At 49.9% G+C, this 25,689-nt stretch carries 19 protein-coding genes and 1 tRNA gene; 3 read left to right on the forward strand and 17 right to left on the reverse strand.

Going from position 1 to position 25,689, the window contains the following annotated elements; translation table 11 throughout:
* Window positions 1–25: 25 nt before the first annotated feature.
* Window positions 26–2,236 carry a helix-turn-helix domain-containing protein gene (locus SHK35_RS01570; RefSeq protein WP_318708220.1) on the reverse strand — a complete coding sequence of 737 codons (2,211 nt, stop codon included), beginning with the start codon at window positions 2,234–2,236 and terminating at the stop codon, window positions 26–28.
* Window positions 2,237–2,395: 159 nt separating this feature from the next.
* Here SHK35_RS01570 and SHK35_RS01575 point away from each other — a divergent pair, with 159 nt between their 5' ends.
* The 3 genes from SHK35_RS01575 (at window position 2,396) to SHK35_RS01585 (ending at window position 6,198) form a co-directional block, all read left to right on the forward strand.
* Window positions 2,396–3,229 (forward strand): sialate O-acetylesterase, encoded by an 834-nt coding sequence (locus SHK35_RS01575; protein WP_318708221.1) that lies wholly within the window; start codon window positions 2,396–2,398, stop codon window positions 3,227–3,229.
* Window positions 3,226–4,416 (forward strand): glycoside hydrolase family 28 protein, encoded by a 1,191-nt coding sequence (locus SHK35_RS01580; RefSeq protein ID WP_318708222.1) that lies wholly within the window; start codon window positions 3,226–3,228, stop codon window positions 4,414–4,416. The genes SHK35_RS01575 and SHK35_RS01580 overlap by 4 nt, the downstream gene beginning before the upstream one ends.
* A gap of 249 nt (window positions 4,417–4,665) precedes the next feature.
* Window positions 4,666–6,198: a glycoside hydrolase family 2 protein gene (locus tag SHK35_RS01585; protein ID WP_442867426.1), complete on the forward strand. Its 1,533-nt coding sequence runs from the start codon at window positions 4,666–4,668 to the stop codon at window positions 6,196–6,198.
* Between the two features lie 87 nt (window positions 6,199–6,285).
* Here the strand turns inward: SHK35_RS01585 and SHK35_RS01590 are convergent, their stop codons facing one another.
* The 16 genes from SHK35_RS01590 to SHK35_RS01665 form a co-directional block, all read right to left on the reverse strand.
* Window positions 6,286–7,038, reverse strand: a complete 753-nt coding sequence (locus SHK35_RS01590; RefSeq protein WP_318708223.1) for a class I SAM-dependent methyltransferase — start codon at window positions 7,036–7,038, stop codon at window positions 6,286–6,288.
* 37 nt (window positions 7,039–7,075) lie between these two features.
* Window positions 7,076–8,110: a Gfo/Idh/MocA family protein gene (locus SHK35_RS01595; RefSeq protein ID WP_318708224.1), complete on the reverse strand. Its 1,035-nt coding sequence runs from the start codon at window positions 8,108–8,110 to the stop codon at window positions 7,076–7,078.
* Window positions 8,111–8,731: 621 nt separating this feature from the next.
* Window positions 8,732–8,804: transfer RNA gene (locus tag SHK35_RS01600), tRNA-Lys, on the reverse strand.
* A gap of 96 nt (window positions 8,805–8,900) precedes the next feature.
* Window positions 8,901–9,362: a Fur family transcriptional regulator gene (locus tag SHK35_RS01605; protein WP_318708225.1), complete on the reverse strand. Its 462-nt coding sequence runs from the start codon at window positions 9,360–9,362 to the stop codon at window positions 8,901–8,903.
* A 30-nt stretch (window positions 9,363–9,392) separates the two neighbouring features.
* A complete protein-coding gene (locus tag SHK35_RS01610; RefSeq protein ID WP_318708226.1) occupies window positions 9,393–10,232 on the reverse strand; it encodes a putative manganese transporter in 840 nt (279 codons plus the stop codon).
* 79 nt (window positions 10,233–10,311) lie between these two features.
* On the reverse strand, window positions 10,312–11,826 hold the full coding sequence (locus tag SHK35_RS01615) for a GH39 family glycosyl hydrolase (RefSeq protein ID WP_318708228.1): 1,515 nt from the start codon (window positions 11,824–11,826) through the stop codon (window positions 10,312–10,314).
* Complete coding sequence (locus SHK35_RS01620) at window positions 11,819–14,116, reverse strand: GH36-type glycosyl hydrolase domain-containing protein (protein WP_318708229.1); 2,298 nt, start codon at window positions 14,114–14,116, stop codon at window positions 11,819–11,821. Before SHK35_RS01620 ends, SHK35_RS01615 begins: the two co-directional genes overlap by 8 nt.
* A gap of 22 nt (window positions 14,117–14,138) precedes the next feature.
* Entirely contained in the window at window positions 14,139–15,086 is a 948-nt protein-coding gene (locus tag SHK35_RS01625) for a mannonate dehydratase (protein ID WP_318708231.1), read from the reverse strand.
* Window positions 15,087–15,100: 14 nt separating this feature from the next.
* On the reverse strand, window positions 15,101–15,949 hold the full coding sequence (locus tag SHK35_RS01630) for an SDR family NAD(P)-dependent oxidoreductase (protein ID WP_318708232.1): 849 nt from the start codon (window positions 15,947–15,949) through the stop codon (window positions 15,101–15,103).
* A gap of 40 nt (window positions 15,950–15,989) precedes the next feature.
* On the reverse strand, window positions 15,990–16,892 hold the full coding sequence (locus SHK35_RS01635; protein ID WP_318708233.1) for an RraA family protein: 903 nt from the start codon (window positions 16,890–16,892) through the stop codon (window positions 15,990–15,992).
* Window positions 16,882–18,261, reverse strand: coding sequence for a glucuronate isomerase (locus SHK35_RS01640; RefSeq protein WP_318708234.1), 1,380 nt, complete (start codon window positions 18,259–18,261; stop codon window positions 16,882–16,884). Before SHK35_RS01640 ends, SHK35_RS01635 begins: the two co-directional genes overlap by 11 nt.
* Window positions 18,240–20,348, reverse strand: coding sequence for a glycoside hydrolase family 88/105 protein (locus tag SHK35_RS01645; RefSeq protein ID WP_318708235.1), 2,109 nt, complete (start codon window positions 20,346–20,348; stop codon window positions 18,240–18,242). Before SHK35_RS01645 ends, SHK35_RS01640 begins: the two co-directional genes overlap by 22 nt.
* A 23-nt stretch (window positions 20,349–20,371) precedes the next feature.
* Window positions 20,372–22,009: a hypothetical protein gene (locus SHK35_RS01650; protein ID WP_318708236.1), complete on the reverse strand. Its 1,638-nt coding sequence runs from the start codon at window positions 22,007–22,009 to the stop codon at window positions 20,372–20,374.
* A gap of 93 nt (window positions 22,010–22,102) precedes the next feature.
* Window positions 22,103–23,734, reverse strand: coding sequence for an ABC transporter substrate-binding protein (locus SHK35_RS01655; protein WP_318708237.1), 1,632 nt, complete (start codon window positions 23,732–23,734; stop codon window positions 22,103–22,105).
* Window positions 23,735–23,770: 36 nt separating this feature from the next.
* A complete protein-coding gene (locus SHK35_RS01660) occupies window positions 23,771–24,652 on the reverse strand; it encodes a carbohydrate ABC transporter permease (RefSeq protein ID WP_318708238.1) in 882 nt (293 codons plus the stop codon).
* Window positions 24,653–24,665: 13 nt separating this feature from the next.
* The gene (locus tag SHK35_RS01665; RefSeq protein ID WP_318708239.1) at window positions 24,666–25,586 is read right to left on the reverse strand and encodes an ABC transporter permease; all 921 of its coding nucleotides are present in this window, start codon (window positions 25,584–25,586) and stop codon (window positions 24,666–24,668) included.
* Window positions 25,587–25,689: the final 103 nt, after the last annotated feature.

The following is a 25,689-nucleotide window of genomic DNA, read 5'->3' on the forward strand; positions in this document are numbered from 1 at the left end:
AAAAAGGTTGAAAAATGGTTCCCCGTCATCCCCTGTACTCGCTGGGGCTGACCCCCATCACTCTCTTAAAAGCCCTTCGGAAGGACTGTACACTGTTATATCCCGTTTTTTCAGCAATATTGGCAACCAGCTCCCCTTCCTTTAACAGTCTGCAGGCCTGGCCTATACGCAGGTTTTCCAGATAATCCCCAAAATTTACCTGCAGTTCTTCCTTGAAAAATGCAGAGAGATACCCTTCCGAGAGCTTAAACTGCTGGCTCACCAGCCCAAGCCCCATACCCGGGTTCTGGTAATTCTCCTCCACAAACCGCAGTATTTCCTTGATTTTTTCATTTCTCTTCCTGCTTTTTCTGCTGGCCACACTGCTGCAGATATCCCTGCACAGGCTGCCAAGGCCGCTGAAATACTCCTCAATTTTCCCTTCCTCCATCAAAAGAACATTCAGACGGATAAATCGCTCCTCGCTGTCCGAAAGGCCCTTGGCCTGCTGCGCAATTATCTCACAGAGGGCATGATTCAGCTTTAAAAGCTGTCTGCGGCCCAGGCTGCGATACACGAAGTTTTCTGTTTGTATCAGGTGCAGCACACTTTCCGCCGTTTTAAAATCCCCGGCCCGCAGGGACTGCACCAAACGCTCCTCTATAGAATAAGGAAGATAATAGGAATCATCCTGCCTGTGAATTTCAGAGTACAGACGTATCACCCTGCCCGGACTGTCCTCCTGCGCATCCAGCGCTGCATCCGCCTCCTCCGTGCTTTTCCAGAAATACATCAGATCATTACAGGGTGAGCCTATCCCCCAGTATCCATCGGCATTCCAGACGCTTCTAAGCCACAGAATAATCTGTGTCAGCGTCTCCCACAGGGTCTCCTGATTTTTTGCTTCTATAATATATAGTGTCACCAACGTATTTTTCTTATAAGACCAGCTGGCCCAGGGATATTCCTGCTTAAGCCTGTCGGAAACCAGAGCCTGCAGCACCCTTGCTTCCTCCACCGTTCTTCCGTCGATGCTGTCGGCGTCAATTTCCGGAAACAACCGGATAGCCGCCGCACAATAAACCGTGCCCGTCAGCTGCAGTCCTGCCCGGTCTGCCATATATTCCAGTTCAGCCCGGGAAAGAAAATCTGCCTTCAGGAGATTGTGAAAAAAGGTCTGGCGCAGGGCAGCCTGATCCTCCTTCTGTTCCTGAATCATCTGATCAATAGATTGGCTGATGCTGTTCAAATCCGTGCTGTAATTTTCTTCCTTCTGCCAAAGCTTACGGGCGATCGAGTTGATGGGCTTCCCGCTGCGGGCTGCAAAAAAGAATGCAAAGGCGGTCCCCGCCACCGCAGCCAGAACCAGTAAAAGGCAAATATACCTCTGCAGCTCCCACAGCCTGGCCATAGCCTCCTGTGTGGATAAAATCAGGGTATAGACACAGCCCTCCCCCATCTGGGAATCCATGGCAATTACAATTTCCTCCCCGAAAAAGTATACTCCCGGCTGTGTGACCATCTCCTGCACCAGCCTGTCCCCAAGGCCCAGTCCATCCATTCCAAACAGCATTTCACCATTTTCATGAATGAACAGACTGTACCCGCTGTAATTTTCCAGAAAATTCATATGGCCGACCAGCTCTTTCGTATCAATACGGAAAATGACCGTTCCCAGCCTGCTTTCATCAATGGGAGAGCGGATACAGGGAAACAGATAGAGCAGCTCCCCGCTTTCCGTCACATAAAAGGAGGGGGTGGAAGCTGTATCCTGGCACAAAGCCATCCATTCCTCCATGGCAATGCCCCAGCTGTCAGGATATCTCTGGAACACTTCCCTGTGATAGACCGCATTGTCATAGATCACCCGATCCAGACTGTCCACGTAAATAAAGATGTCCGCCAGAGAATAGGTGTCATAATATTTGATGGTATCCGCATATTCCTGAAGCACATTTTGAGCTGCTTCATAATATTCCATATCCCGCTGGTCCGTAAAACGGCCCAGCTGCTTTAAGGAAGCGGAGGTGGCCAAATTTAGACCGCCGATGCGGAAACGGCCGAATTTGTTGTCCGCCTCGCCGATCCCCTGGCGGAGCAGATTTTGATTTTCTTCAATCACATTGTCCCTTACAATATGAAGCGCCTCTCGAAAGCCTGCCAGACACACAAAAAAGAACAGCGCCAGTACAAACATATAGGAAAGCCAGAACCGTAAAACCGCATTTTTCTTAAAAACCTGAATCATTGTACCCATACCCTTTCCTCCCGCTTCCAAAATCATTCCTTGCATGATATCATTATAGCATGAGCCTCTTTTGCATAGAAACGGTACAAATTTATAGATGAAAATTTGTTTCTTGCGCCATCCCCCCATGAAACCTATAATAACAATCAAAAAAGACAGGAGGCTCTCATGAAGCATTTGAAAAATCAAACAAAGGATTTGCGTCAGGTAGATTTGTTTTTATTCATGGGGCAGTCCAATATGGGCGGCCGGGGCGTCTCTTCCCCCCGCTTCCCCCAAAAGGCCCCTTCCTGTCTGCCCCATGCCGGATACGAATTTCGTGCCGTCACCGACCCCTCCAGACTCTATCCCCTCTCCGAGCCCTTCGGTCAGTGGGAGAACCGGCCGGACGGCATTTATGAGCCGGGCCGCAAAACGGGCTCTCTGGTAACGGCCTTTGTAAACGCTTATTATAAAAAAGCCTGCGTTCCCGTAGTAGCTGTCTCTGCCGCCAAGGGAGGCTCCCTCATATCCCAATGGCTTCCGGGAACCCCTTTTTTCCGGGACGCTGCTTTGCGCCTGCAGGATGCAGCCTCCTTTCTGGAAAAATCTCAGATTCCCATAAGGCATAAATTTATGGTATGGTGCCAGGGCGAGTCAGACGGGAAAAACAAGACCCCTCCTGAAGAGTACAAAAGGGACTTTCGCACTCTCCTAAGGGCCCTGACGGCTCTTGGCATAGAGCATTGCTTTTTGATCCGGATCGGACATTACAATCCGGCGGCTGCAGAACCGGGAGCGCCCCTGCAGGATTATACTCCCATTCTTACGGCCCAGGACCAGCTGGCAGCCGAAGAGCCCTTTGTCACCATGGTATCCACAAAATTTGCCAAAATGCTGGAGCGGGGCCTTATGCAGGATACCTACCACTACTACCAGCAGGCCTACAACGAGGTGGGGGACGATGCAGGCGGCCGCACGGCAGATTTTGTAAAAGAATCAGACAGGAGGATTTTTCAATGACCACAGATGCAAGAAGCTACTTAGAAGAAGGACAGTCCGCCATACAGGCGGCAGTGGACGCCTGCGCTCAGGCAGGAGGCGGAACCGTTTTGATTCCTGCGGGAGAATGGCCCACCGGCCCCATTCATTTAAAAAGCAACATCCACCTGAAGCTGGAGGAAGGGGCCACCCTTCGTTTCAGCCAGCGCTTTGCAGATTACCTTCCCGTGGTATTTACCCGCTGGGAGGGCATGGAATGCTATAACTACTCTCCCCTGATCTATGCCAGGGACTGCACTGACATCAGCATTACCGGGAAGGGCACTCTCATAGGCGGCGGCCAGGCTTGGTGGCACTGGAAGAAGCTGCAGCAGGCGGCGGCAGACGAGCTGTGCTACGCACAAAGCCGGGGGATTCCCGTAGAGGAGCGCATCTACGGCACTGAAAAAGCGGCCCTTCGCCCCTCCTTTATTCAGCCCATAAATTGCAGGAATGTGCTTTTGGAGGGCTTTACCATAATGGACGGCCCCCAGTGGACCATCCACCCTGTCTACTGTGAGGATGTGACTGTGCGCAATGTAACCGTCTCCACCCACGGCCCCAATACGGACGGTCTGAATCCTGATTCCTGCAGAAATGTACTCATAGAGGGCTGCCGTTTTGAGACCGGAGACGACTGTATCGCTGTCAACTCCGGCATGAACGAGGACGGCTGGCGGGTGAACCGCCCTTGCGAGAATATCTCCATCCGGGACTGTGTCATGACCGGAGGCCACGGCGCCATTGTCATCGGCAGCGGTATGTCGGGGGGCGTAAAAAATGTGACTGCCGATCATTGTAAAATAAGGAACACCATGCAGGGCATCCGCCTGAAATCCATGCGGGGAAGAGGCGGCTATGTGGAAAACGTGGATTTTCATGACATAGAAATCAACCATGTCTCCCACCAGGCTATCCAGATCAATATGTTCTACGGTTCCAGCACGGTGGTGCCAAAGAGCGCCGTTCCTCCCATTTTCCGCACCGTTCACATAAAAAATGTACACGGTGCGGGAGCGGATACAGGCATTGAGATTATAGGACTTCCCGAACAGCCCTTAAAGGACATTTCCCTGGAGCAGATCAGCCTTACCGCAAAGCACTCCATGGTGTGCACCGATGTGGAGGGCATTTCCTTTCAGGATGTACAGGTTTCGGTGGAAGCCTGACCAGAATAAAAAAGGTCTGCCAAGGGCAGCCCAAAAATATAAGTCCGCACCCATCAGGTGCGGAGGCAGGAGGAATTATGATAAGATTATTTGAACAGCACCAAGTCAGACAGGTCAAAGAACTGGACGGCATGTGGGAGGTGACCGTGGAGGAATCCTTGGGGAGACAAATCCCCGGGCAGCAAAATCTGGAGGGCAGAAAATACTCCATGCCCGTTCCCGGCTGTCTGGAACAGCACCCGGATTTTTTTGAATTTCCGGGGAAGGGTATCCTATTCCAGAAAATTTTATTTGGCCCATTCCGGCTCTGTCCGCCTGGAATTCAAGGGGGTCAGCCACACCGGCGACGTCTGGCTGGATGGAAAGAAAATTGCCCATCATTACAACGCCTTTACACCCTTTTCCACCACAGTAACGCATTTGGAGCAGGGCGAGCACGAAATCAAGGTTTTGGTGGACAATTCCTTCGGAGAGCATTCCGCCCTGCACATCCCCAATGACTACTATACCTACGGGGGAATTACCAGACCCGTCCTGCTGGAAAACATTTACGATGTGTATATCAAGGGGATTCATTTCACCCCCTATAAGGCAGGACAGCTTTGGAAAGCCCGGGTGGAGATTTCAGTGCGCAATCTCTCCTCCCAATGTGCGTCCTTTGATCTGACCGCATCCCTTGACAGTGTGCAGATGACCAGGGAAGCTGTTTCCCTGGAGGCGGACAGCGAAACCACCCTTGTTTTTGACCAGGAGTTTCCAAACGTCCTTCCCTGGTCCCACAAGAGCCCACAGCTTTATTTCCTGAACGCCGTGCTTTCCATAAACGGCGTCCCTGTAGACGATCTGATAGAGCGGGTAGGCTTCCGCACCGTGGAGACAGTGGACGGAAAGCTTCTTTTAAACGGAGAGCCTGTATTTTTGAAGGGCTTTAACCGCCATGAGGACTACGCGGATTTTGGCTGCGCCATCCCCCTGCAGCTGATGGTTAAGGATATGGACCTGATGCAGGATATGGGCGTAAATGCTGTGCGTACCTGCCATTATCCCAACGATGAGCGCTTTTTGGATTTGTGCGATGAACGGGGCATCCTTGTGTGGGAGGAAAACCATGCCAGAGGCTTCACCCTGAAAGAAATGCTCAATCCCCATTTTGAGGCACAGTGCCGCGACTGTATCCAGGAGATGATAGAGAACCACTACAACCATCCCGGCATTGTCATCTGGGGTATTTTAAACGAGTGCGCCAGCGAGACAGAGGAAGGGCGCAAAATGTATGCAGAGCAATATGCCCAGATCAAAGGCCTGGATCAATCCCGTCCCACCACCTCCGCCACCTGCAGACATTTCACAGATATCTGTCTGGATCTGCCGGATATCGTATCCTTTAACATGTATTCCGGCTGGTACGAGGACGTAGATCCCAAAAAGCGCAATGAGCAGGAAATTGACTGGATTCAAAAAGCCGGCGGGGCCGGAAAGCCCATTATCGTCAGCGAGATGGGCGCTGCAGCCATCTATGGGTGCAGAGACCGGTCCCACTGCAAATGGAGCGAGGAGCGCCAGGCGGATATTATCCGGGAAAACCTGGAGGTCTATATGAACCACCAGGCCATCACCGGCGTATTCATCTGGCAGTTTGCAGACTGCCGTGTAACGGAAGAGGGGGGCTGGTTTTCCACCAGAGCCCGCTGCCATAACAATAAGGGCGTGGTGGACGAGTACCGCAGGCCAAAGCTTGCTTACGACACCGTAAAGGAAATGTTTCTTTCTGCTCCCCAATAAGGTGAAAAATACGGATATCCCTGATGGATTGAGGGCGCAGGCGGTTTGTCCGCCCGTGCCCTCTTGACTGTATCAGAAATGCACGCCTTATCGTTTTATCGCTTTTGTTGCAATATAGGTTTTAATATTCAATTCATGGAGTCTGCCCTCTCCATTGGTATCTTCATACAAATCCAGCAGCGTAAAACCGGCCTTTAGCTGTCCGCCGATCTGTTCCTCAAGGCTATGGGAAAATTGCATGCCGCAGTCCAATTTTATCATGTATTGTTTCGCTCTGTCATCTACGGAAGGGTCAAAGGGCATTTTCCATATGATTTCTTTTTCCTCTTCGTCTACCATGTAATTTATTTCATTGCACAAACCGGCCAAGAAAATTCCGCCCTTCTTCAGAACCCTGTACGCTTCGTTAAAAACATGCTGTACGTCTTTTATGTAACAATTTGAAACAGGATGAAAAATAATATCGAAGGTTTCCTCTTCAAAGGGAAGCGTTTTTGTCATATCCCCTTCAATCGCATGAATTTGATATCTTTCCCTTTCAGCTACATATAATTCTGATTCAATCTGCTTTGGGGAATAATCCAACACAGTGCATTCCGCACCTAAGGCACTAAAAACAGGCATTTGCTGCCCACCGCCCGAAGCAAGTCCAAGAATTTTTTTACCCTTCAATTCACCCAGCCACTCATGGGGGACATTACGGGTTGGCGTCAGCAGCACACCCCACTTGCCCTTTCTTGCATCCTCATATACTTCATGTGAAATCGGCGTCCCCCATTCCCATCCCTCCTCAATCCATCTATCTATTGTTTTTTTATTGATCTCCTGATAGCTGTCCATGGTTTTAGTGTTCCTCTCTTTCTCGACCACCCATTTGTCAAACCACTTCGATGGTCTTTCCCTGCTCACTGGAGCGTATGGAGGCAAAAACCGCCTTCATAGCCCAAAGCACACTGTTTCCATCAATGACAGGGGTTGTATCAGTCTCAATGGCCTCCAAAAAGGCGTCGATTACACCGGATGACGTCTGGCGGTCATTGGTCTGTATTTTTTCAATGTCATAGCAAATGCGTTCCCCATTTGGCTTTGCCACCACGATGGCATATGCCGGGTCTTCATAAATCTTCATGATTCCTTCCGTACCATAGAGAACCGTGTGGTTTTCCTCTTCCCCGTAACAGGTCCAGGACGCCCGCATGGTTCCCATCACTCCGTCAGACATCTTGTAAATACAGAAGGCATTGTCATCCACGTCGATCAGGCTTCCATCCTCATAGCACTTGTCCAAGGTAGCCAGCCTTGCGGTGGTCTCTGCCACCCGGCTTCCCAAAAGATACTGAATCAGATCCGTCTTGTGCACGCCCAAATCCGCCATAACCCCCATAGCAGCGCTTTTTTTATCAAAAAACCAGCTGTTCTTTCCGGGGGCGATGCTCCATTTCTCAGGTCCCCCATGGGCAAAGGCCGTCCGAAAGGAAATCACCTTTCCGATCATTCCCTGTGCCAGCAGCTCCTTTGCCCTCACATGGGCCTTTGCCAGACGCTGATTCTGCCCGATCATCAGCTTTTTTGCGCTTTTTTGTGCCCAGGCCGTCATTTCCTCACATTCCTCCAGGGTTGTGGCCATAGGTTTCTCGCACAGCACATGTCTGCCCGCCTTAAGGGCCTGAATGGAAATAGAGGCATGGGTATGATTGGCGGTACATACGCTCACAGCCTCCACACCGTCATCTGAAAGAAGCTCTTCCACAGAGGCATAAGCCTTTCCTCCATACCTTTGAGCCAGCTGTTTTGCCCGTTCCCTGTTCAAATCGTAAAACCCTTTAATTTCCGCCTTGAGATTCGCCGCATATTCAGGTATATGTCTGGTCTGTGCGATTTTCCCACAGCCAATCACTGCTACTCCTGTCATTTGTCTCCTCCTGTGGTTCAAAAAATTTTTACATATAAAAAAAGTCCCAAAACCTGCATTCTGGCAAGTCTTAGAACCTTTAGTGCGCCGCCAGGGGCTCGAACCCTGGACACCCTGATTAAGAGTTATCAGCATTTGTCTGCTTTCGTCATAAAAACAGTCTTGCCATGTGTCTTTTTCTCTGCTATATTGTTCCTATGGTGTTGCCATACACGGTAGGCGGTTAGCCCTCTTTTTCGGAGGGTGCAAGCCCTCCAGACGCAAGAAAGGAGGGTGATAGTTATGATTACATATTCGGATTTATTCGATTTTGTGATAATGCTCGCAGCTATTGTTACTCTTGTTTACAAGATAACAAAAAAATAACCGCCCCTCTGGCCAAGGTCTGCGGTTATTTTTTTATAACTCTTACTTAGGCTGACCGTCTATCGGCAGCACCTTCTTTGTATGTTTATCATAGCAATTTCCTTTTATCCTGTCAATTACTTTTTTCAACACTGTGAAATTGTGCGGAGATTTCAATAATTGTATAATGAGAAAAACTGATTTTTTATGCTGTTGTCCTTTTTGCAAATAAAAAAGTCCCAAAACCTGCATTCTGGCAAGTCTTAGAACCTTTAGTGCGCCGCCAGGGGCTCGAACCCTGGACACCCTGATTAAGAGTCAGGTGCTCTACCAACTGAGCTAGCAGCGCATCTGTGATAATTGTTTCACAACGCAAGAATTATTATATTATATTGTTTTCCCAAATGCAAGCATTTTTTTCAATTTTTTTCTATTGTTCTAAATTTTAAACATTTTTCTTCTCCCGGGCCTTTTGGCACTGGCTGCAGTAGCCGTACAGCTCAAGCTTGTGCCCGGTAACCGTGAAATCTCCTGTCTCCTGTTCTAACTGTACATGGGCAAAGGGACAGCTTGGCAGCTGTATCCTTTTATGGCAGTCAAGGCACACCGCATAATGGGTGTGTTCTCCACGGTTCAGCTCATACACCAGGGTACCGTCCCCCATCCAGTTTGTCTTGTTTACCATTCCCTTTTCCTCAAAGGCAGCCAGAATACGGTAAATGGTAGACACTGCAAAGGATCCGTCCGACTCGTCCTTTTCCACACGGTTATAAATCTGAACGGCGCTTAAAGGCTCCTTTGCCTCAAGGAGAACCTGATACACGCACCTGCGCTGCTTTGTCCATTTAATTCCCGGGGGATAGACAATGCTCCCACACTCCTGTGATTGAGGCCCTTTCCTGCTCATACTCTTCCCTTCCTTCAAATGTGAAATCCTCTATATCACACATTCTATCACAATTCCCGCCAAAACGCCAATAGCATATAAAAGACCGAGAATTTTCAAATTCTCCTTTTTGTCATGGTTGACCCGAAACAGTACCAAAAGCCCGGTTCCCGCTCCGGACAAGAGGCCCGCCATCATGGCTCCCGCGCTCATGGCGCCGCTTAGATAAAGCTGTGTGATGGCCACAGAGGCCGCGCAGTTGGGAATCAAGCCCACAGCTCCCGCCAGCACAGGCCCCAGAATGGGACGGTTTAAAATCAGATTTGCCAGGGCGTCCTCTCCCACAAAATGAAGAATCAGATTCAGGGCAAAGGTAATCAGCAAAATGAAAAAGGTGATCTGCAGCGTATGGCTTACCGCCGAGCGAAGGATGCCCTTCTCACAGTGGCAGTGCTCATGCTCACAGATCTCATGGATATGGTGGTGCTCCTCCCCCTTTTTCCGAGAAAGGAAAAGGTCGATCAGAAATCCTGCTGCCGCACCGATTGCGATTTTGGCAAGCAAAATGGTAAGAATGAGACTTAAAGGCTGTTTCTCCGAAATCAAAATAGGAAGCATTTCATCGGAGGTGGAAAGGTAAATGGCCAAAAGAGTCCCCAGGGAGATCACTCTTCCCGCGTAAAGTCCCGAAGCCGCTGCGGAAAAGCCGCATTGGGGCACCGCCCCCAGAAGCCCTCCGATCAGGGGGCCGAATTTTCCGGCCTTTCCCACCAGCTTCTCGGTCTTGGCACCGGCTCTATGCTCCAGGTATTCCATGGCCAGGTAGGTTAAAAATAAAAACGGCACCAGCTTGAGGCTGTCTAACACAGTGTGCTCTATAATATGCAGCATATACTCCGTCCTTTCATCTAAATGCAGTTGCAATTCATTCGCATTTAGACTATATCATAAACGAAGAGATTGTCAAGCGCTATTTTCGCAGCAGTTCCACAAGTGTAACAGAGTTATTGGTCATGGTAAATGTAATTTTTGTATCTTCCGGCGAAATTATCCCCCAATCCTCGGGCCTGCAGCGGGCGGCTTCCTGGATTTCCTCCTGCTGCCGCCGGGTGGGATGGCTGGGCTTTCCAAGCAGGCAGTATCGGTAGTACGCGTTGGAATGCTTTCCGTCAATCCTGTACAGCTTTACATCATATGAGCCTGCAATATCATCCATCACAAGCGTCAGCTTTATTTCCGCAAGCTCCCGTTCAAATTTATCGTCTGCATACCCCAATAAAATGCTTATATGGCCATCCTCATGCAGCGTGGGCATTACAGACACGTGCTCCGGCTTCTCTCCCTCACAGCACAGCTTATACTCTCCCAGCCTTGCGCTGAGCACATGGGCATTGTATATGGGCTTTGGGTAAAAATGCAGCGTAAAAAAATTGCGGAAACCGGAAAAATCCTCTGTCATTTCGTGCTGTCCCGACAGGCAGATCATCATTTTTTCCAGGGGCAGCTTCAGCTCATCATATAAGGTAAGCAGCTTTACAAAGTATGCGGAAAACACTTCCGTTTCCCGAAACCAGAGCGCCGGGCACTCCTCCATGTTATAAAATCCCGCAGAGGCCGCCCCCCATTCATCGCAGATGACAGGCAGATGGCCAAAGCCCTCCTGCCTGACAGCCTCCATTATATTGTTTATGGTCTCCAGAGAGTTGCGTATATTCAGCGGTTTTGAGCCGTCATTCAGCTCCTCGGGTGTTGTCCCATAGGTGTGAAAGCTTATAAAATCCAGCTTTTTATTTTCTTCTGCCGCATACCTTAAAAACTGCTTCAAAAACTGGCAATATGCCTCCTCCTCCGCCAGGGCCGGTCCGCCGATTTTCAGCTTAGAGCTCACCGCCGTCACTCCCGCTTCAAATCCATCATATAGTCTGCAGTATTCCTGGCACCGCCTTTTTACGTCCTTTTCCCCATTCATAAAAAACCATTCCAGATTCGGTTCGTTATAGCATTGCAGCCTCCACCCGGCGACAATCTCCTCCCCATAGCGCTCTACAATATGCTCTGTATAGTTACGGCATATTTCTTCCCACCTGTCATAATCTCCTGGATAGGATGCGACGATTACCTTACCCTTATAGCGGGTCTTTCCCTTTGCCACCGAGCTGGTCTTATGGGTGTCCGCTGCAAGCCAGGGCGGAATAAAGGCATATGACAGCATAATGTCAAAGCCCTTCGACAAAAGATAATCCAGCCTCAGGTCATTGAGCGTAAAATCGTACCGCAGCTTCCCATCCTGGCCTACTGTTACAATATCCTCCAGCATGGCATAAATCCGCACGCATCTGACAGCTTTGTCAACGCTGATTCTGTCCAGAATACGCTGTCCCCAGTCATCCTCTATGGCGTCTGTGGGATGAAACACCATTCCGCTCCAGAAATGTGTCAGATTTTTTTCCTTTTTACTGCTGTAAATATGAATTTCCTTATTCATGTCCTCCTCCCATATATACATCCACCACATATGCGCGGCCCTTCTCATAGGGCAGCAGCACGCCCGCAATCTCCCTTCCATCCACCAGAATCCGCCGGATACCACAGTCCGCATCCTTCTCTTGGTGATACCGGATGGTATACCGGCACTCCCGAAATTGTTTTTTGATCTCACATTCCCTCCAGTCCGGCGGCAGACAGGGGTCCAGGGCAAGTCCTTCCAGCCGGGGCTGCAATCCGAAGCAGCTGTGAATCAGCGCTTTCACCACCCATTGCGTCGAGCCCGTCCTCCAGCTCTGCCCCGGCGTTCCCTCCCGGTATCCAGTTTCCGGTCCATGATAAAAATTGTACAAAATATAAGGTTCTCCATAAGTGACGGCATAATGATGATTCCAGGGGAGTATTTTTTCCAGAGTCATCTGCAGCCTTTGGGGCCGCTTCATAATTCCCTCAACCGCCAGCTTCCATGCCATGGGATGCAGATAAACCCCTGCATTAATCAGGGTACCCACAGGCTGAGAGGTCAGATTGCCGATATTGGGATCATATTTTGTATAGCCCGGCCTGTTGGTCAAGGTTCCCAGAGGTGTCTCCAGATAATCATCCACCTCCTGCATGAGTTCCGCGAGCTTTTCCCTGGGAGCGATTCCGGCCAGCACAGCCCAAAGCTGGGGAAGCAGATACATCTTTCCCTCCTCACAGTCCTTAGAACCAATTTTCTCCCCTTTGTCATTGATGGCTGCAATATAATATTTTCCGTCGTAGCCGTACTCCTCAATGCGCCGCCGCATGGTCTCCCCCATTTCCCCATGCTTTTCTGCAAGGTCAGTCCTCCCGCACAGCCTGGCAAGCTCCATAAACATCTTGTTGGCCCGGTACCAGGCGATGGACAGCCAGACGCTGACGCCCTTTCCCTCCAGCCCGGCCCGGTTCATTCCATCCTGCCAGTCGCCGCCCCAGATTTTAATAAGTCCATGAAGGCCCTGAAAATCATACAGATACTGCACGGCCCGATGTATATGCTCAAATACCGAGGAGACGGTTTTGTCATTAAATCTTACCGATTCCGCCAGGAGAGAAACCTCTCCCAGCTCCATGATTAAAGCATAGCCCGTAAAAACAATCCACACTGCGTTGTCCGCAAACTGATTGGGCCTGATGCTGCCGTCCAGAAAGGTGCGTGGGGCATAACCGTCGGAATACTGGTAGGAGAGTATGCGCTTATACCTTTCCCAGGCAAGCTTTGGATTCACAGCGCCCAGGCATTCCGTGTCACTGCATATGTCCCGGTATCCGTTATGCCTCACCCGGGCCCACCGGGAGCCCATATCTGCGGCGTATTTATAAAACCCATTGAACGCATTATTCAGCATTTCATCGGGCGTTTTGACGGCCACTTGATCTATTTCCGAAAGCCGCTGTCTCTTTACCTCCTCCAGCAGCTTTTGCGGCATGCCCCAAGCCAGACAGGCCCGGGCCTGCCATATCTCCTCCTTGTTGTCGGCATAACCTATCTGAAAGCAGATGGTTTTACTTTCGCCCGGCTCCAGGCTGCAGGATACCTCCAGCGCAAAACAGCATTTTTCCGCACAATTTGCAGCATTTGTACATCCCCTTCCATTTACCAGGGCCTCCGGCTGCAGCTTGCTTCCATACATGCCGATAAAAGCGTTATGGCGGGCGTCAAAGCCGCTGACACTGCTGTCGGTTATCATATAACCATAAGAAATATGAGGATTTTGAGAATGAAACTGTGTCAGCGTCTGGGCGCATAGGGCCTGCAGCCCTTCGTCATAGCCGGCGGACAGGCTGTTATAGCCCTGAGGACTGTAATTTCCGTCCAGGGCGTTTGCCGCATATGCGATGACGCCAAGGGATGCCCTCTCCCGGTTTTTGTTTGTAAGCTTTACGATCCACTGCTCAAAATTGCCCTCCTTCGGCACAAAAATCGTGTACTCGCTGGCAATACCGGCCTTTTCACAGCAGATTTGTGAATATCCCAGACCATGATGACAGACATAGCTGTCATATTCCTTCTGCACTGGCAGGCCGTTGGCGGTATGAAAGGCGCCCGTCTCCTGATTTACCAGATACAGGCATCTGTCCGTGATAAGCCTGATGCGGTTTCCAAGCTCATCCTGACAAAACCCTTCTCCAAACCCGACCTGTGAGGCAAAGGAAATGTAAGTATCGTTAAAGTAATAATTGTACCAATGACGCGGCGTTTTCCTTTCTGTAATTACATATTCCCTGCCGTCATGGGCAAAATATCCGTATTCTTTATAGCTCATATCCCTTTCCTTCCTGTTTCCCTCATTCCCCATATCCTGCTCCTTCCATAAGCCCCCTTAAGTAGCCGATGGCATAAAGCCTCCCAACAGCCGTATAACCGGTGTTTTCAGCTTCCCCCTCCATAGCGGGCACATGGTCCACCCGTATGGGCACATTCCCGGGACAGCTTCCATACAGCCGGATCATTTCCGCCATATCAATATCTCCGTTGTCGTGAAAGGTCTCATGGAAATCATATTTATTCCCTGTAACATTTCTAAAATGTATAAAAAAGATTTTATCCCTCATTTCAGAGACCACCTTCCCCAGGTCCTCTCCCATCAGCCGGTAGCATGCCTGGCACATGGTAATTCCCAGATAATCGCTGTTTTCTATGGCAACGGCCTTTTTTATATTTTCATAGCTGATCATGATTCTGGATACATTGCCCAGCCTGGGAATGGGAGGATCATCGGGATGCAGTGCAAACCGAATCCCATACCGCCTGGCATAGGGCATTACCGCCTTGATAAAATAAGTATAATTCTCCCACAGCTGTGCTTCCGTAATGGAGCCTTTATCCTCCTGATACTCATCCAGACGAAAGCCCGTCACCAAAGCGCCGCCTCTTTCCCTGATCCCGGCGTCTGTTCTGCACCAGCCCACATACGCCATAAAATTAAAGCATATGGTGCGGATATCCAGACTGTCCATGATAGGCAGCATCCTTATTACCTTTTCAATACATTCATCTCTCTTTTCGTCCCCTGCCTTAATATGGTCATGGAGCTGGTTTGGCAGGGGCTCTACAACAATGGGCCGAATGCCGTAATCCATAAATTTTTTATGGATGGCCTGCCAGTGTGACCGGCTGCATACATCAAACTCCTTTTCCTCCGGCAGCCGGATCACTCCATGCTTTATTCCGCACTGCTTTGCAAACGCCCAGGTAATATCCTGCTCACTTTTAAGGTAATCCGTCAGTATCACCTGCTCCTCCTTTGCTAAATACCGCTGTGCGCCAGAAATCCGCCGTCCACAGGCACTGTAATGCCAGTTACAAAGGATGCCTTTTCATCGTCCAACAGCCATAAAATACTTCCAAGCAGCTCCTGCGCCTGTCCGAAGCGTCCCATGGGGGTGTGGTTTATGATATTTTCCCCTCTCCTGCTCAACGTCCCCTCCGGTGTATAAAGGAGCTTTTGGCTTCTATCATTTACAAAAAAGCCCGGCGCCACCGCATTCACCCTGATCCCTGCCGGTGCAAAATACACTGCAAGCCACTGTGTGAAATTTACCACCGCCGCTTTGCTCATTGCGTAAGCAGGCACACGGGTGAGGGGACGGACGCTGTTCATAGACGCAAAATTTAAAATACTGCCTTTTCCCTCCGCCGCCATCTGCCTTGCAAAAGCCCTCACCGGAATTACCGTTCCCATGGTATTTGTCTTAAGCACGCTTTCAAACACCTTAAGGTCTAAGTCAAAAAAGCCCATCCTGTCCTCCGGCCTTTTCTCCTCCAATTCCTCCGGTTCATATGTAAAATTGGTGGTGATGGCGCCCTTTTGATTGCCTCCCGCCCCATTGATCAGATACCGGCAGGGCCCGTACACTTTCGCCACCTCCCGCGCAATGGCATCCATGGCAGCTTCGTCTGTGACGTCCGCAGCTCTCACCATACACTCTCCCCCTGCGGAACGAATTTGATCGGCCACCTTCTGTAATTTTTCTTCCGTTCTTCCAACCAGAACTGTCTTTGCTCCCTCCGCCGCAAGCTTTACTGCCACCTGCGAGCACAGCGTCCCTCCTGCTCCTGTGACGACCGCCGTCTGATTCTGAAATATTTCGCTCATCTGCAAACCTCCTGCCCTCTTTTAAGGGAATATTCATCTCCTACAACGCCGACTGCATATGATCTGCGTTCTCCTGTCTTGCCAGACTGTACTCCTGCGACCAGTCCATATCCCTGAATTCCGCCGCGGCCTCATTTTTTTCGATATACTCCATCAGCAGATCCAGCATTTCCACCGTCCACACATTTTTATCAATCTGCGCTGTGGTAAATTTATTTTGGCTGATCATCTCAAACCCGAACATATCCTTTACCTTTGTTTTCACAGCGCCCTCAACCACCTCCTCTACCAGGTGGGCCGGAATAAACAATACCCCGGCGTCCGTCCCAAACACAATATCCCCTGGAAGGCATACCGCATTTCCGATTCTCACCGGCACATTAAAGCCCGTCATGACAAATTCTCTGATCGGTGTGGGATCGATTCCTCTGTAATAGACCTGTACCTCCTTGATCCGCTTCATCTGCTCCAGATCCCGGATTCCTCCCCAGATCACTCCGCCTCCCGTCTTGGTTTTCTTTGCAATGGCAGTGGTAAGGTTTCCTCCCAGGAAGGTACCCTTATAAATTTTGTCGTACATATCCGCCACGCACACATCTCCCTCCACCAGGCTGTCCACCACCCATTGATTGTAGGTCCCGTTTCTCCCCTCGCTTCTTCCAATCTCCATAGCCATAGCATGCAAATCCGGCCTTGTGGGACAAAAGACGGACGTCACCGCCCTGCCGATCAGCTTCCGCCCATCATTATGGAGCAGCCTTAAGCGCCCTTCAAACTGATTTTCATAGCCCTTGACAAAAATGGGCTTCCATACCTCCTCCAGGGTCAATGACTCAAGAGCCTTAAGATATTTATCCGCCACCCTGGGTCTCCCATCCGGAAAACGCTCCCCCTTCCACAGGGATGTCATTTGAATGATATCTTCCCTCACATTAAAATTCATTGTCCCGCCTCTTTTCCTCTATGATTCTTTTTGCATTGTAATAGCACACGTCCTCCGCCAGCCTTTTAAGATTTTCCCAGGAAGCCAGAAGCTCGCCCTTCTCTGCCTTGCTTCCCAGCCAGCCGCATAGCACCCTTCTGAAATACTCATGCCGCACAAAGGAAAGGATGCTTCTGGAATCAGTGGTCATTCCGATAAACACGGAAAGAACGCCGAAGGAGCTGATATTTTCAAGAACCTGGCGCATCCCGTACAAGTGGTCGCACCACCACCAGGCCGGCCCCAGCTGCACCTTTCCGGCCGCGCCGTCCTGGCTGTAAGAGCCGCTTAAGACGGCCATCGGCGCATGGTCCGCTGGATTCATTGTAAACAAAATCACACGGGGCATGCCCCATTGTCCTTTCTCAAAGTCATCCAGCATCCGGGTCAGCGCTTTCACATTACAGCAGCTGCCGATTCCCGCAATGCCGCCCTCCGGCCCGGCCAGAGCCCTGAGCCGGGAGCTTGTGTACCTTTGGGCGCCCATATGCAGCTGCAGCACCCATCCCCGCCTGGCATACTCCCCGGCCAGAAATCGCAGAATCTCCGATGAAAGCCTTTCTCTCTCCCGCCCGGTCAGCAAATCCCCTCTCCTTCGCCTGACAAAAAGCGCTTTTTCGGTTCCGTCCTCCTGAAAATAGGAAAAGCCGTTATCCAGCGCATGATCCGCAAATTTACATCCAGCCCTGGAAAACGCATCCAGTCTCAGGGAAATGGCCCTGTAGTAATCCTCAAGCGTCCCAATGGACACTTGGGTCAGCTGCTCTAAGCTCTCCAGCGTTTCTGCGGACGCCTCCACTATATTGTCTCCTCTCAGGGAGGGCGCAAAATGGTCAAGCTGGGAGAAATCTGAGATATCCTCCGTCAGCAGCGCGCAGGGCGCGGCATATTCCACCCCAAAGCCTGAAAGCAGCTTTAAGGGATCGTGATCCTGCTTTGAAAGCAGGTCCTCTGCCTGTTCCCAAAGCCCTTGGGCATCTGTGACCCCCGGTTCCAGGGAGATTCCGAAAACTCTTTTCATTTCAAGAATCGACCAGTCATACAAAGGATTTCCCACCAATCTTGGCAAAACGGACATCCACGCCTGAAACTTGTCCCAATCCTCTGCCTGTCCGGTGATATATTTTTCATCAATCCCGCAGATGCGCATGGCTCTGTGCTTGTAGGGATCGCAGCACACCCAGAGCTGCGCAAGGTTCTCACAGCCTTTGCCGGATAAGAGCGCCCTTCTGCTTAAATGATTATGGTAATCAATAATGGGCAGCTTCCCTACACATTCGTGATAAAGCCATTGCGAAACAGGCGTATTCAGCAAAAAATTCTCTTCCACTCTGATTCCTCCTTATGGACTGCGGCCCTTTCCGCCTCCTGCAGAGCCGTCATGGCCAGCAGAACGATTCCCGTGCCATGGTCGTCGTCATCCACAGCTCCCAGCGTTCTGTAATAGCTTCTCTCCATGGAACAGCCGGACCCTCTGCACACCCCTTTTACCACTCCTTCCTCCGTGATGGCCTTCCGGCGCAGCGCCTCCATTCCCTTTCTGGCATAATAGATATAGGAAGGCTCCAAAAAGCCGCAGGATACGCCATAGGAAATTCCTGTCACAAACATTCCGGTACAGGAGGTTTCCTGATAGGAGGTCTCCTCATCCAGTATCTGATGCCACATTCCCTCCTGATCCTGGTATCGGACCACCCCCGCTGCAAATTCCCTGAAAAAAGCAAGAATCTCCCGGGCCTTTTCCCAAAGTCCGTTTCCCTTTTCATGCTCCCAGAGCTTTTTCAAAAAATCCGCCGCAGACAAAAAGACCCAGCCATTGCCTCTTCCCCAGGGAATCCCGTTGGCCCTTTCCTTGTCCAGAAAATATATATGTGAAAAAATCCCTTTTTCTCTGATATACAGCCTCTTTTGAAAGCCCCGAAACTGGCAGATACATTCCGACAGATACTCCTCTTTGCCCGTTATCTCCCACATTCGCGCAAAAAAGGGAACGCTCATAAAAACATCGTCCGCCCACATGGTGTCTTTTCTGTGGAAGGAGCCGTCCTGAAACCTGGGCACATTGCGCCTGGCCGCTTGGGCCAGCTCAAGCACAACGGACAATGTTCTGCCGTCCAGGGTACGTTGGTAACTCTCCGCCAGACACATTCCCACCGCTCCTATGGAATCAAGGTTGTCGAGAAATACGCTTCTTTGCAGAAAGGGCGGCTCCCCGAAAAGCATTCCATCATATTTTGCATACTCAAAAAAATCCGAAAGAAGCTCCATGTTTTTCAAAAAGTAATCTGTCAGCTCCCTTCGCCCGAGAAATTCCGAGGCGCAAAGCAGACCGTAATTTCCCACCATCAGGGCGTAAAACCATTGTCCGAAAAAGCTGGTATTCACATAAGGCCGCAGATACAGCCTTTCCGCGTTAAAGCGCCAGAAACAGCGCTCTCCTGCCGCGTTGAAATAAGGCGTTTTCCACTGCAGACGCCGCTCCGGCCCAAACAGGGTATTTACGCTGTCCTCCGCCCCGAACGCTCCCACCAGTAAAAATTTCCCCAAAATTCCCTCCTTTTTCTTCACCAGGGGAAGCTCCAGCACCTTCTCCTGATCCTGACAGCAAAATCCCCATCCGGAGGATGTTTTCGAGGCCTTGATTAAGAGCACGTCTCCCTTTTTCAAATGAATGCTTTCTGGCGGCCCTTTCGTTTCCACTGCCCCTTCCCGGGAGGAGTCCTCTTTAGCTAATTGACCGTTTACCAGTATTCTGCACTCGGAAAAGGGTTCAATGCTTACCCTGCCATCTCTTTTGCAGCAGCTTACGGCATAAGCAATTATGCCCTTTTCCCGCCCGTACCATCTGCCAAAATCCACCCTTAAAGGGTCTTCCCCAGAGGCTTTCCCAAAAGGCGCAAAGAATTCCTCCTGATCTTTCGTCCGGGCGGAATAGGGTTTTGCCGTCACCCCTTCCATTTCCAGCCCATGAACGGAAATTACGGTGCTGATATGATTCAGATAGTCCTTCGCCTCCATTCCCCGGTAATAAACAGTGGATATTGCCATTTCCAGAATCTGGGGGCTTTCTTCCAGCGTACACTGCACAATAAGCTCCCGCCGTCTGGGGGATACCTCTATTGCATAGCATTTTCCCTTGTCGTCCTCCCACTTGGGCTGCACTTTCTCTCCATCATAATATACCGCGCTGCAGCTCCCCTTGAGATTCAGCAAGGCATTGTCTTTCTTTTCTCCCAAAACGTATGTCTTAATCCATATCTGCTGTCCTTTTTTCCCCTCCGGACAGAGCCTGCCCAAATCTATCTCCCAGCCCTTGAGCACGGGCCTTTTCCGAATTCCTTCCGCCGCATAATAGGGCATATATTCTACCTCTGCCTGCGGCCTGGTTTCCAGCATATGCTTTAATATTTTCTCCATGCCATCCTCCGTCCAAAGCTTTTTCACACATCCTCTGTAAAATCCAGCGTCACGTCCCCTGCCTGTATCCTTCCGCTCCCCCAGTCGGACCGCAGCATGGGGGAAGCATATGTAGGGTAGGGAAATGCTTCCTGTTTTCCCTGGTAAAAGCGGTGTTTTTTACTCATGGCCAGTTTCCCGAATGCAAGGATCATCCTGTCACTATCAAAGCTTATTTTCTGTGGGCGGACTGCTTCTTGAAACGCCTCCAGGGACGGATAATGCTCTTTTGTATCCACAGTGCACACTATGGCATGCCTCCTTCCCACGCTCTTCCATTCTATGTCATGGTACTTTTGGCTTCCCTCCTGAAAGCCGCAGAAGCTCCAGAGCATTCCGTATACCTCATCCCCCTTTTGAAACCACAGATATCTGCCCTCCACTTGAATTTTTAATTTTTTCAATGGTATATGGGTGTGTATCATGGGAATTTCCTTTTCCGGTATATCGTAAAGAGCCATCGCCACATTTTTGTGGCAGTAAAAACTTCCGCAGCCGCAGCCCAGGTCACCGGTCCAGTATCCATGCTCCCTTCCCTCCGCTCCAAAGCTTCCCGGATGATGGGTAAAAATCCGCAGGTCGGTGTCTCCGCAAAGAGTAAGCTCCCACTCATGCTGCTGGTGATGGGCATACCAGGCCGCTTCACTTCCCTTGGGATAGTCATCCTGCCAGTTTACCGCCCCGATCACATAATAAGGCGTCACATAAGTATATTTGTTGATGCTGCCCGGAACCTGGGGCAGCTGCCTCTGAGGAGTCTTGCAGGTAATAGAGTGCAGATGCTTGCTCTCATAGTTCTCCCAGCTTTCGGGTCTGCTAAGAACCATCTCATATATATAGTCCGGGGGACGGTAGCCGGAGGAGAGAAGCTCTATTGCTTCATAGCCATAGATTTCTTCTCCGAAATAATACTGGTAGACTCCGCACATGGGCGCATTTTTAAAATCCAATACCATTTTTTCATACACTCTCCCATGGGCTCCTCCGTAAAGCCCTTCCCTGGAGCAGTCCGCGATCATGTCCATAAGCAGCACGTCAACGCTCATAGCGGCATAACGGCTTGTGCCCTCTTCCCCAAAATCAATCAGATTCAGCAAAGCTCCCAGGGATTCCGCGCCATATCCCAGCGAATCAAATTCCGCCCATCCTCTCCGGGCACGGAACCTGATAAAATCCCGGATGTATTTTCTGTCCTCAGAAAGGATTTCCTTTGCCGTTTTTTGGTATTGTTTAAAAAAGGCATCCTGATATCTAAAGGCATACAAATATCTGGCGGTTCGAAACAGCAGCATATGGTTTTCTGATTTGTATTTGCTTTCAAAATCTCTCTCCGTGAAAAAAGCATGGATAGCCTTTAGGGTCTTTTCACTGAGGCTCTCCCGTGCCAGGCACAGCGCCCGAATCAGCTTGCCCGCCGCAAAATCCGGCTCTCCCTGTGGGTCTCTCCCGCTGGGATGGGGAAGCTCAAACCACTTTGCCACCCGGCAAAGCTGTTTATCTGCCTCCGATACCTTCTCTTTACAGTACAGGATTTTGGCAATGCTGCTTCCTCCGTAAACATCATTTTCCGGCTCCATTTCCACCAGCCGCCTGATCATTTCGTCACGATATTTTCTATTCATACTCCCGGCCCTCTTATGAAGCATATTTTCCCGGTATGGAAAGGGGATGCCGCAGCATCCCCCTCTTCCTGCTTTCCTTTAACGGAAACGCGTTTATTGATTTGCCAGAAATTCATCCAGCTGCCTTTGGAACTCTGCAATTACCTCATCCATACCGGCCACTTTTAATTTTTCTATATATTCATTGTAGCAGGCTTCCCAGCCGGCTTCTCCCAGCACGCCCTGCAGCAAGGTATCTCTGTACTCGCTGGTCACCGCCTTGATCTGGTCTAATTGTACGGAAACGCTGTCCGTATCCGCCACAAATCCCACCAGGTCGGAGGTAATGGTATTGTCGCCCTCGTTTACCTCCAGGGCAATGGCGCTGTTCTCATCAGATACAGCCTGATTCTTATAGGCGTAAAAGGTATTTCCAATGATCCATTTCATCGCGGCATAGGAGGTATCGATTCCGCCCTGGGCTCCGCTGTATTCAAGGGTCTCTATTCTGTCCGGATCATTTTCATCCCTTGTATAATGCACTCCTTCTATGCCAAATACCATCGTGTTATAGATTTCTTTGCCTTTTTCGGTGCCTGTAGTAAGGGCTTCAATAAATTTGATTGCCTCCTCAGGATGCTCGCAGGTGGAAGAAATGCCATTGCCGCCTGCCGCCCAGCTGTTCTGAATGTAATACTGCTGCTGTGTGGGAATTGCCACTACCTCGAAGCCCCAATCGTTTTTATAGGTTTCCGCCACCGTCTCAGGATCTCCGATGGCGCCATTGTAGCTGAGAATCCAAGAGGTGGGATTCAGCATATTTTCATATCGAAGCTCAGAGGCCTCAACAGTCAGCACATCCGGATGAATGATACCAGCGTCATACCACTGGGCGCTGAGCGCGCAAAGCTGCCTTGCCATATCGGTGGCATATTTATAGGTCACCTCACCGCTGCCGGCTTCCACGATAAAGTCTCCTGAGACAACATCAAAATAGTCTCTGAAGTAAAAGCCCTGTGTTCCTGTTTCCGACAGCACTCTGCTTGGCAGAGAAGGAAGATATTTGCCATCGCCCTCTCCTTCCCGGACCGCCATGAGATATTCCTCCATCACCGCCATCTTATCCTCATAGCTGCTGTCAGGATCCGTCAGCACGGAAACGATCTTGTCATAATCCCCATATTTATCCATATACTCCTTCGGAGTAAACAGATAACCCATATTACATGCCTGCTGATAATTGGGAACCATGTAGATTTTGCCGTCCACGCTGCCCATCTTCCACAGCCATTCCGGCAGCTCCGCTCTCAGCTCATCGCTGATGAGATCATCCAGGGGCATATAGCTTCCGTTTTCCACCTGCTCATAAAAGTCCAGGGAAACCGAATTCAAAATGTCGATCTGCTGGCCTGCGGACTGTGCCAGGGTCACATGCTCCTGATACTCCGACGAAGTGGAGCAATTCAGGTTGATTGTCACATGCTCCAGGCCCGGATATGTTTTGAGCAGCTCATTTACCCTCTGCTCCACCATTTCCGTGTCCTCCTGCTGCCCGTTTCCACGGTAATACCACTCCAGCGTAACCGGCTCCTTTGGTTCTGCCGCCTCCTCTGACGAAACAGGCAGCGCATCGCTTTCCTGGGCCTGACTGCTTTCTGTGGTCTCCTGGCTGCCGCAGCCCGCCAGACCAAGGAGCATCACTGCCGCCATTAAGCCCGCCGCCCTTTTCATGGTTTTCTCTCTCATATTTCTTCCTCCTTTAATGTGATAAAAAATAATACCTTACCCCTTCACTCCTCCCAGCGTCATTCCTTTCGCAAAATATTTCTGGAAGAAAGGGAAAATAAGCAAAACCGGTCCCGCTACCACCAGCGCCATGGCATAGCGGAAGCTCTCTGTGGGGAATACCTCTCCGCCCATCAGCGATCCTGCGTCCGCCAGCTGCCGCAGGTATTCCGCCTCATTTAAAATTCTCTGCAGAAGATATTGCAGGGAATAAAGATTGGGATCACGAATATACAGCATGGACGTCATCCAGTCGTTCCATTTATCTACCAGGAACAAAAATCCGATGGATGCAAGCACCGGCTTGCTCAGAGGCATTACGATGCGGAAACAGATAAACAATTCCGTGGCTCCGTCCACCTTTGCCGCTTCTATCAGCTCATAGGGAATGGAACGATAATTGGTCCGTATGATCATCACACTGTACGCAGATACCAGTCCCGGCAATATATATACCAGCAGATTGTCGTTTAGGTGCAGATAGCGGACGATCAATAAATAGGACGGCACCATTCCTCCCGAAAACAGCATGGTAAAAAAAACAAAGAAGCTTAAAATACTTTTGAACCGGTAATTAGGTCTGGCCAGGGGGTATGCCAAAAGCCCCATCACAAGCACGGCCAGGGCCGTGGAAATCGTTGTAAAGATAATGTTCACCTCATAGGACCTGAGAATCTGGCTGGGATTCCGGAATACCAGCTCATAGGACTCCAGGGAAAAAACTCTGGGTATCAGAGAATATCCTCCCATGGCAAGGGATTTTTCATCCGAAAAAGATATAGAAATACACAACAGGAAGGGAACAATATAGCATATGGCAAAAATGATAAATATAGCGTTTAGTATAACCTGACCCCAGGCTATTTTCTTTTTTCTCATGCTGCTACCTCCGTCAAAACAGGCTGTTTTCCGGGCTTATTTTTCTGACTATCGTATTGGTGAGTATTACCATAATAAATCCGGCAACGGACTGAAACAGACCTACGGCAGTGGACTTTGCCATGGACCCGGCTTTCAGTGCCCGGTAAACATAGGTGTTGATAATATCCGTAGCAGGATACAAAAGCCCCTGATCCTTGGGCACCTGGTAAAACAATCCAAAATCCCCCGAAAACATATGGCCGATATTCAAAATCGTGGAAATCACCATTGTGGGAATCAAATGGGGTATCATAATATGGATGATCTGCTGGAGCTTGTTTGCCCCGTCTAAGGTGGAGGCCTCTAAAAGTCCCTCATCCAGCCCCATCAGCGCCGAATAATAGATGACGCTGCTCATCCCTACCGTCCTCCATACCTGCACCAGCAGGAGAATTACAGGCCAGTATTCCGGAACCGAATACCACTGCACCTTCTCTCCGCCGAATGCCTGAATAATGGTATTTGCAATACCATAGGAGGGGTTCAAAATTGTGTAGGTCAAAAAGGATATGATTACCACGGACAGAAATTTCGGCAGGATCATCACTGTGTTGTAAAATTTCAGCGCCTTTCTGGAACGCAGACTGTAAAACATCAGCGCAAGACCCACGCTGGCAAAAAGTCCTACTACGATAAAAAGAATACTGTACCCCAGCGTATTTCTGATAACTCTGGCCGCGTCCTGGGAGGTAAAGAAAAATTTGAAATTTTCCAGCCCGCACCATTCACTTCCCAGAATTCCCTTTAACGGCTTATAATCCTTAAAAGCGATTATGATTCCCGCCATGGGCAGATAATTAAAGATAAACAAAAGTACAATTCCGGGAAGCGCCAGCATTGTCAGACTTATGCTTTCTTTGTATGTAACCTTGCTGATTTTACTTCGTTTCAATCTGACTCCTTTCCGAAGCTCTCCATGACTTCTTTCCTGATAAATTTATTATAAAAAGGGAAAAAAGCAATTTAAAGTATCGTTTTCTGATATAAGCACCGTT

Origin of the sequence: Candidatus Acetatifactor stercoripullorum, from assembly GCF_944382095.1 — a bacterium.
Classification (GTDB): domain Bacteria; phylum Bacillota; class Clostridia; order Lachnospirales; family Lachnospiraceae; genus Acetatifactor; species Acetatifactor stercoripullorum.

What these genes read in the sequence shown, in the direction of transcription:
- SHK35_RS01570 (WP_318708220.1), bottom strand. Translation starts at nt 2,236, where the DNA reads ATGGGTACAATGATTCAGGTTTTTAAGAAAAATGCGGTTTTACGGTTC.
- SHK35_RS01575 (WP_318708221.1), top strand. Translation starts at nt 2,396, where the DNA reads ATGAAGCATTTGAAAAATCAAACAAAGGATTTGCGTCAGGTAGATTTG.
- SHK35_RS01580 (WP_318708222.1), top strand. Translation starts at nt 3,226, where the DNA reads ATGACCACAGATGCAAGAAGCTACTTAGAAGAAGGACAGTCCGCCATA.
- SHK35_RS01590 (WP_318708223.1), bottom strand. Translation starts at nt 7,038, where the DNA reads ATGGACAGCTATCAGGAGATCAATAAAAAAACAATAGATAGATGGATT.
- SHK35_RS01595 (WP_318708224.1), bottom strand. Translation starts at nt 8,110, where the DNA reads ATGACAGGAGTAGCAGTGATTGGCTGTGGGAAAATCGCACAGACCAGA.
- SHK35_RS01605 (WP_318708225.1), bottom strand. Translation starts at nt 9,362, where the DNA reads ATGAGCAGGAAAGGGCCTCAATCACAGGAGTGTGGGAGCATTGTCTAT.
- SHK35_RS01610 (WP_318708226.1), bottom strand. Translation starts at nt 10,232, where the DNA reads ATGCTGCATATTATAGAGCACACTGTGTTAGACAGCCTCAAGCTGGTG.
- SHK35_RS01615 (WP_318708228.1), bottom strand. Translation starts at nt 11,826, where the DNA reads ATGAATAAGGAAATTCATATTTACAGCAGTAAAAAGGAAAAAAATCTG.
- SHK35_RS01620 (WP_318708229.1), bottom strand. Translation starts at nt 14,116, where the DNA reads ATGAGCTATAAAGAATACGGATATTTTGCCCATGACGGCAGGGAATAT.
- SHK35_RS01630 (WP_318708232.1), bottom strand. Translation starts at nt 15,949, where the DNA reads ATGAGCGAAATATTTCAGAATCAGACGGCGGTCGTCACAGGAGCAGGA.
- SHK35_RS01635 (WP_318708233.1), bottom strand. Translation starts at nt 16,892, where the DNA reads ATGAATTTTAATGTGAGGGAAGATATCATTCAAATGACATCCCTGTGG.
- SHK35_RS01645 (WP_318708235.1), bottom strand. Translation starts at nt 20,348, where the DNA reads ATGGAGAAAATATTAAAGCATATGCTGGAAACCAGGCCGCAGGCAGAG.
- SHK35_RS01650 (WP_318708236.1), bottom strand. Translation starts at nt 22,009, where the DNA reads ATGAATAGAAAATATCGTGACGAAATGATCAGGCGGCTGGTGGAAATG.
- SHK35_RS01655 (WP_318708237.1), bottom strand. Translation starts at nt 23,734, where the DNA reads ATGAGAGAGAAAACCATGAAAAGGGCGGCGGGCTTAATGGCGGCAGTG.
- SHK35_RS01660 (WP_318708238.1), bottom strand. Translation starts at nt 24,652, where the DNA reads ATGAGAAAAAAGAAAATAGCCTGGGGTCAGGTTATACTAAACGCTATA.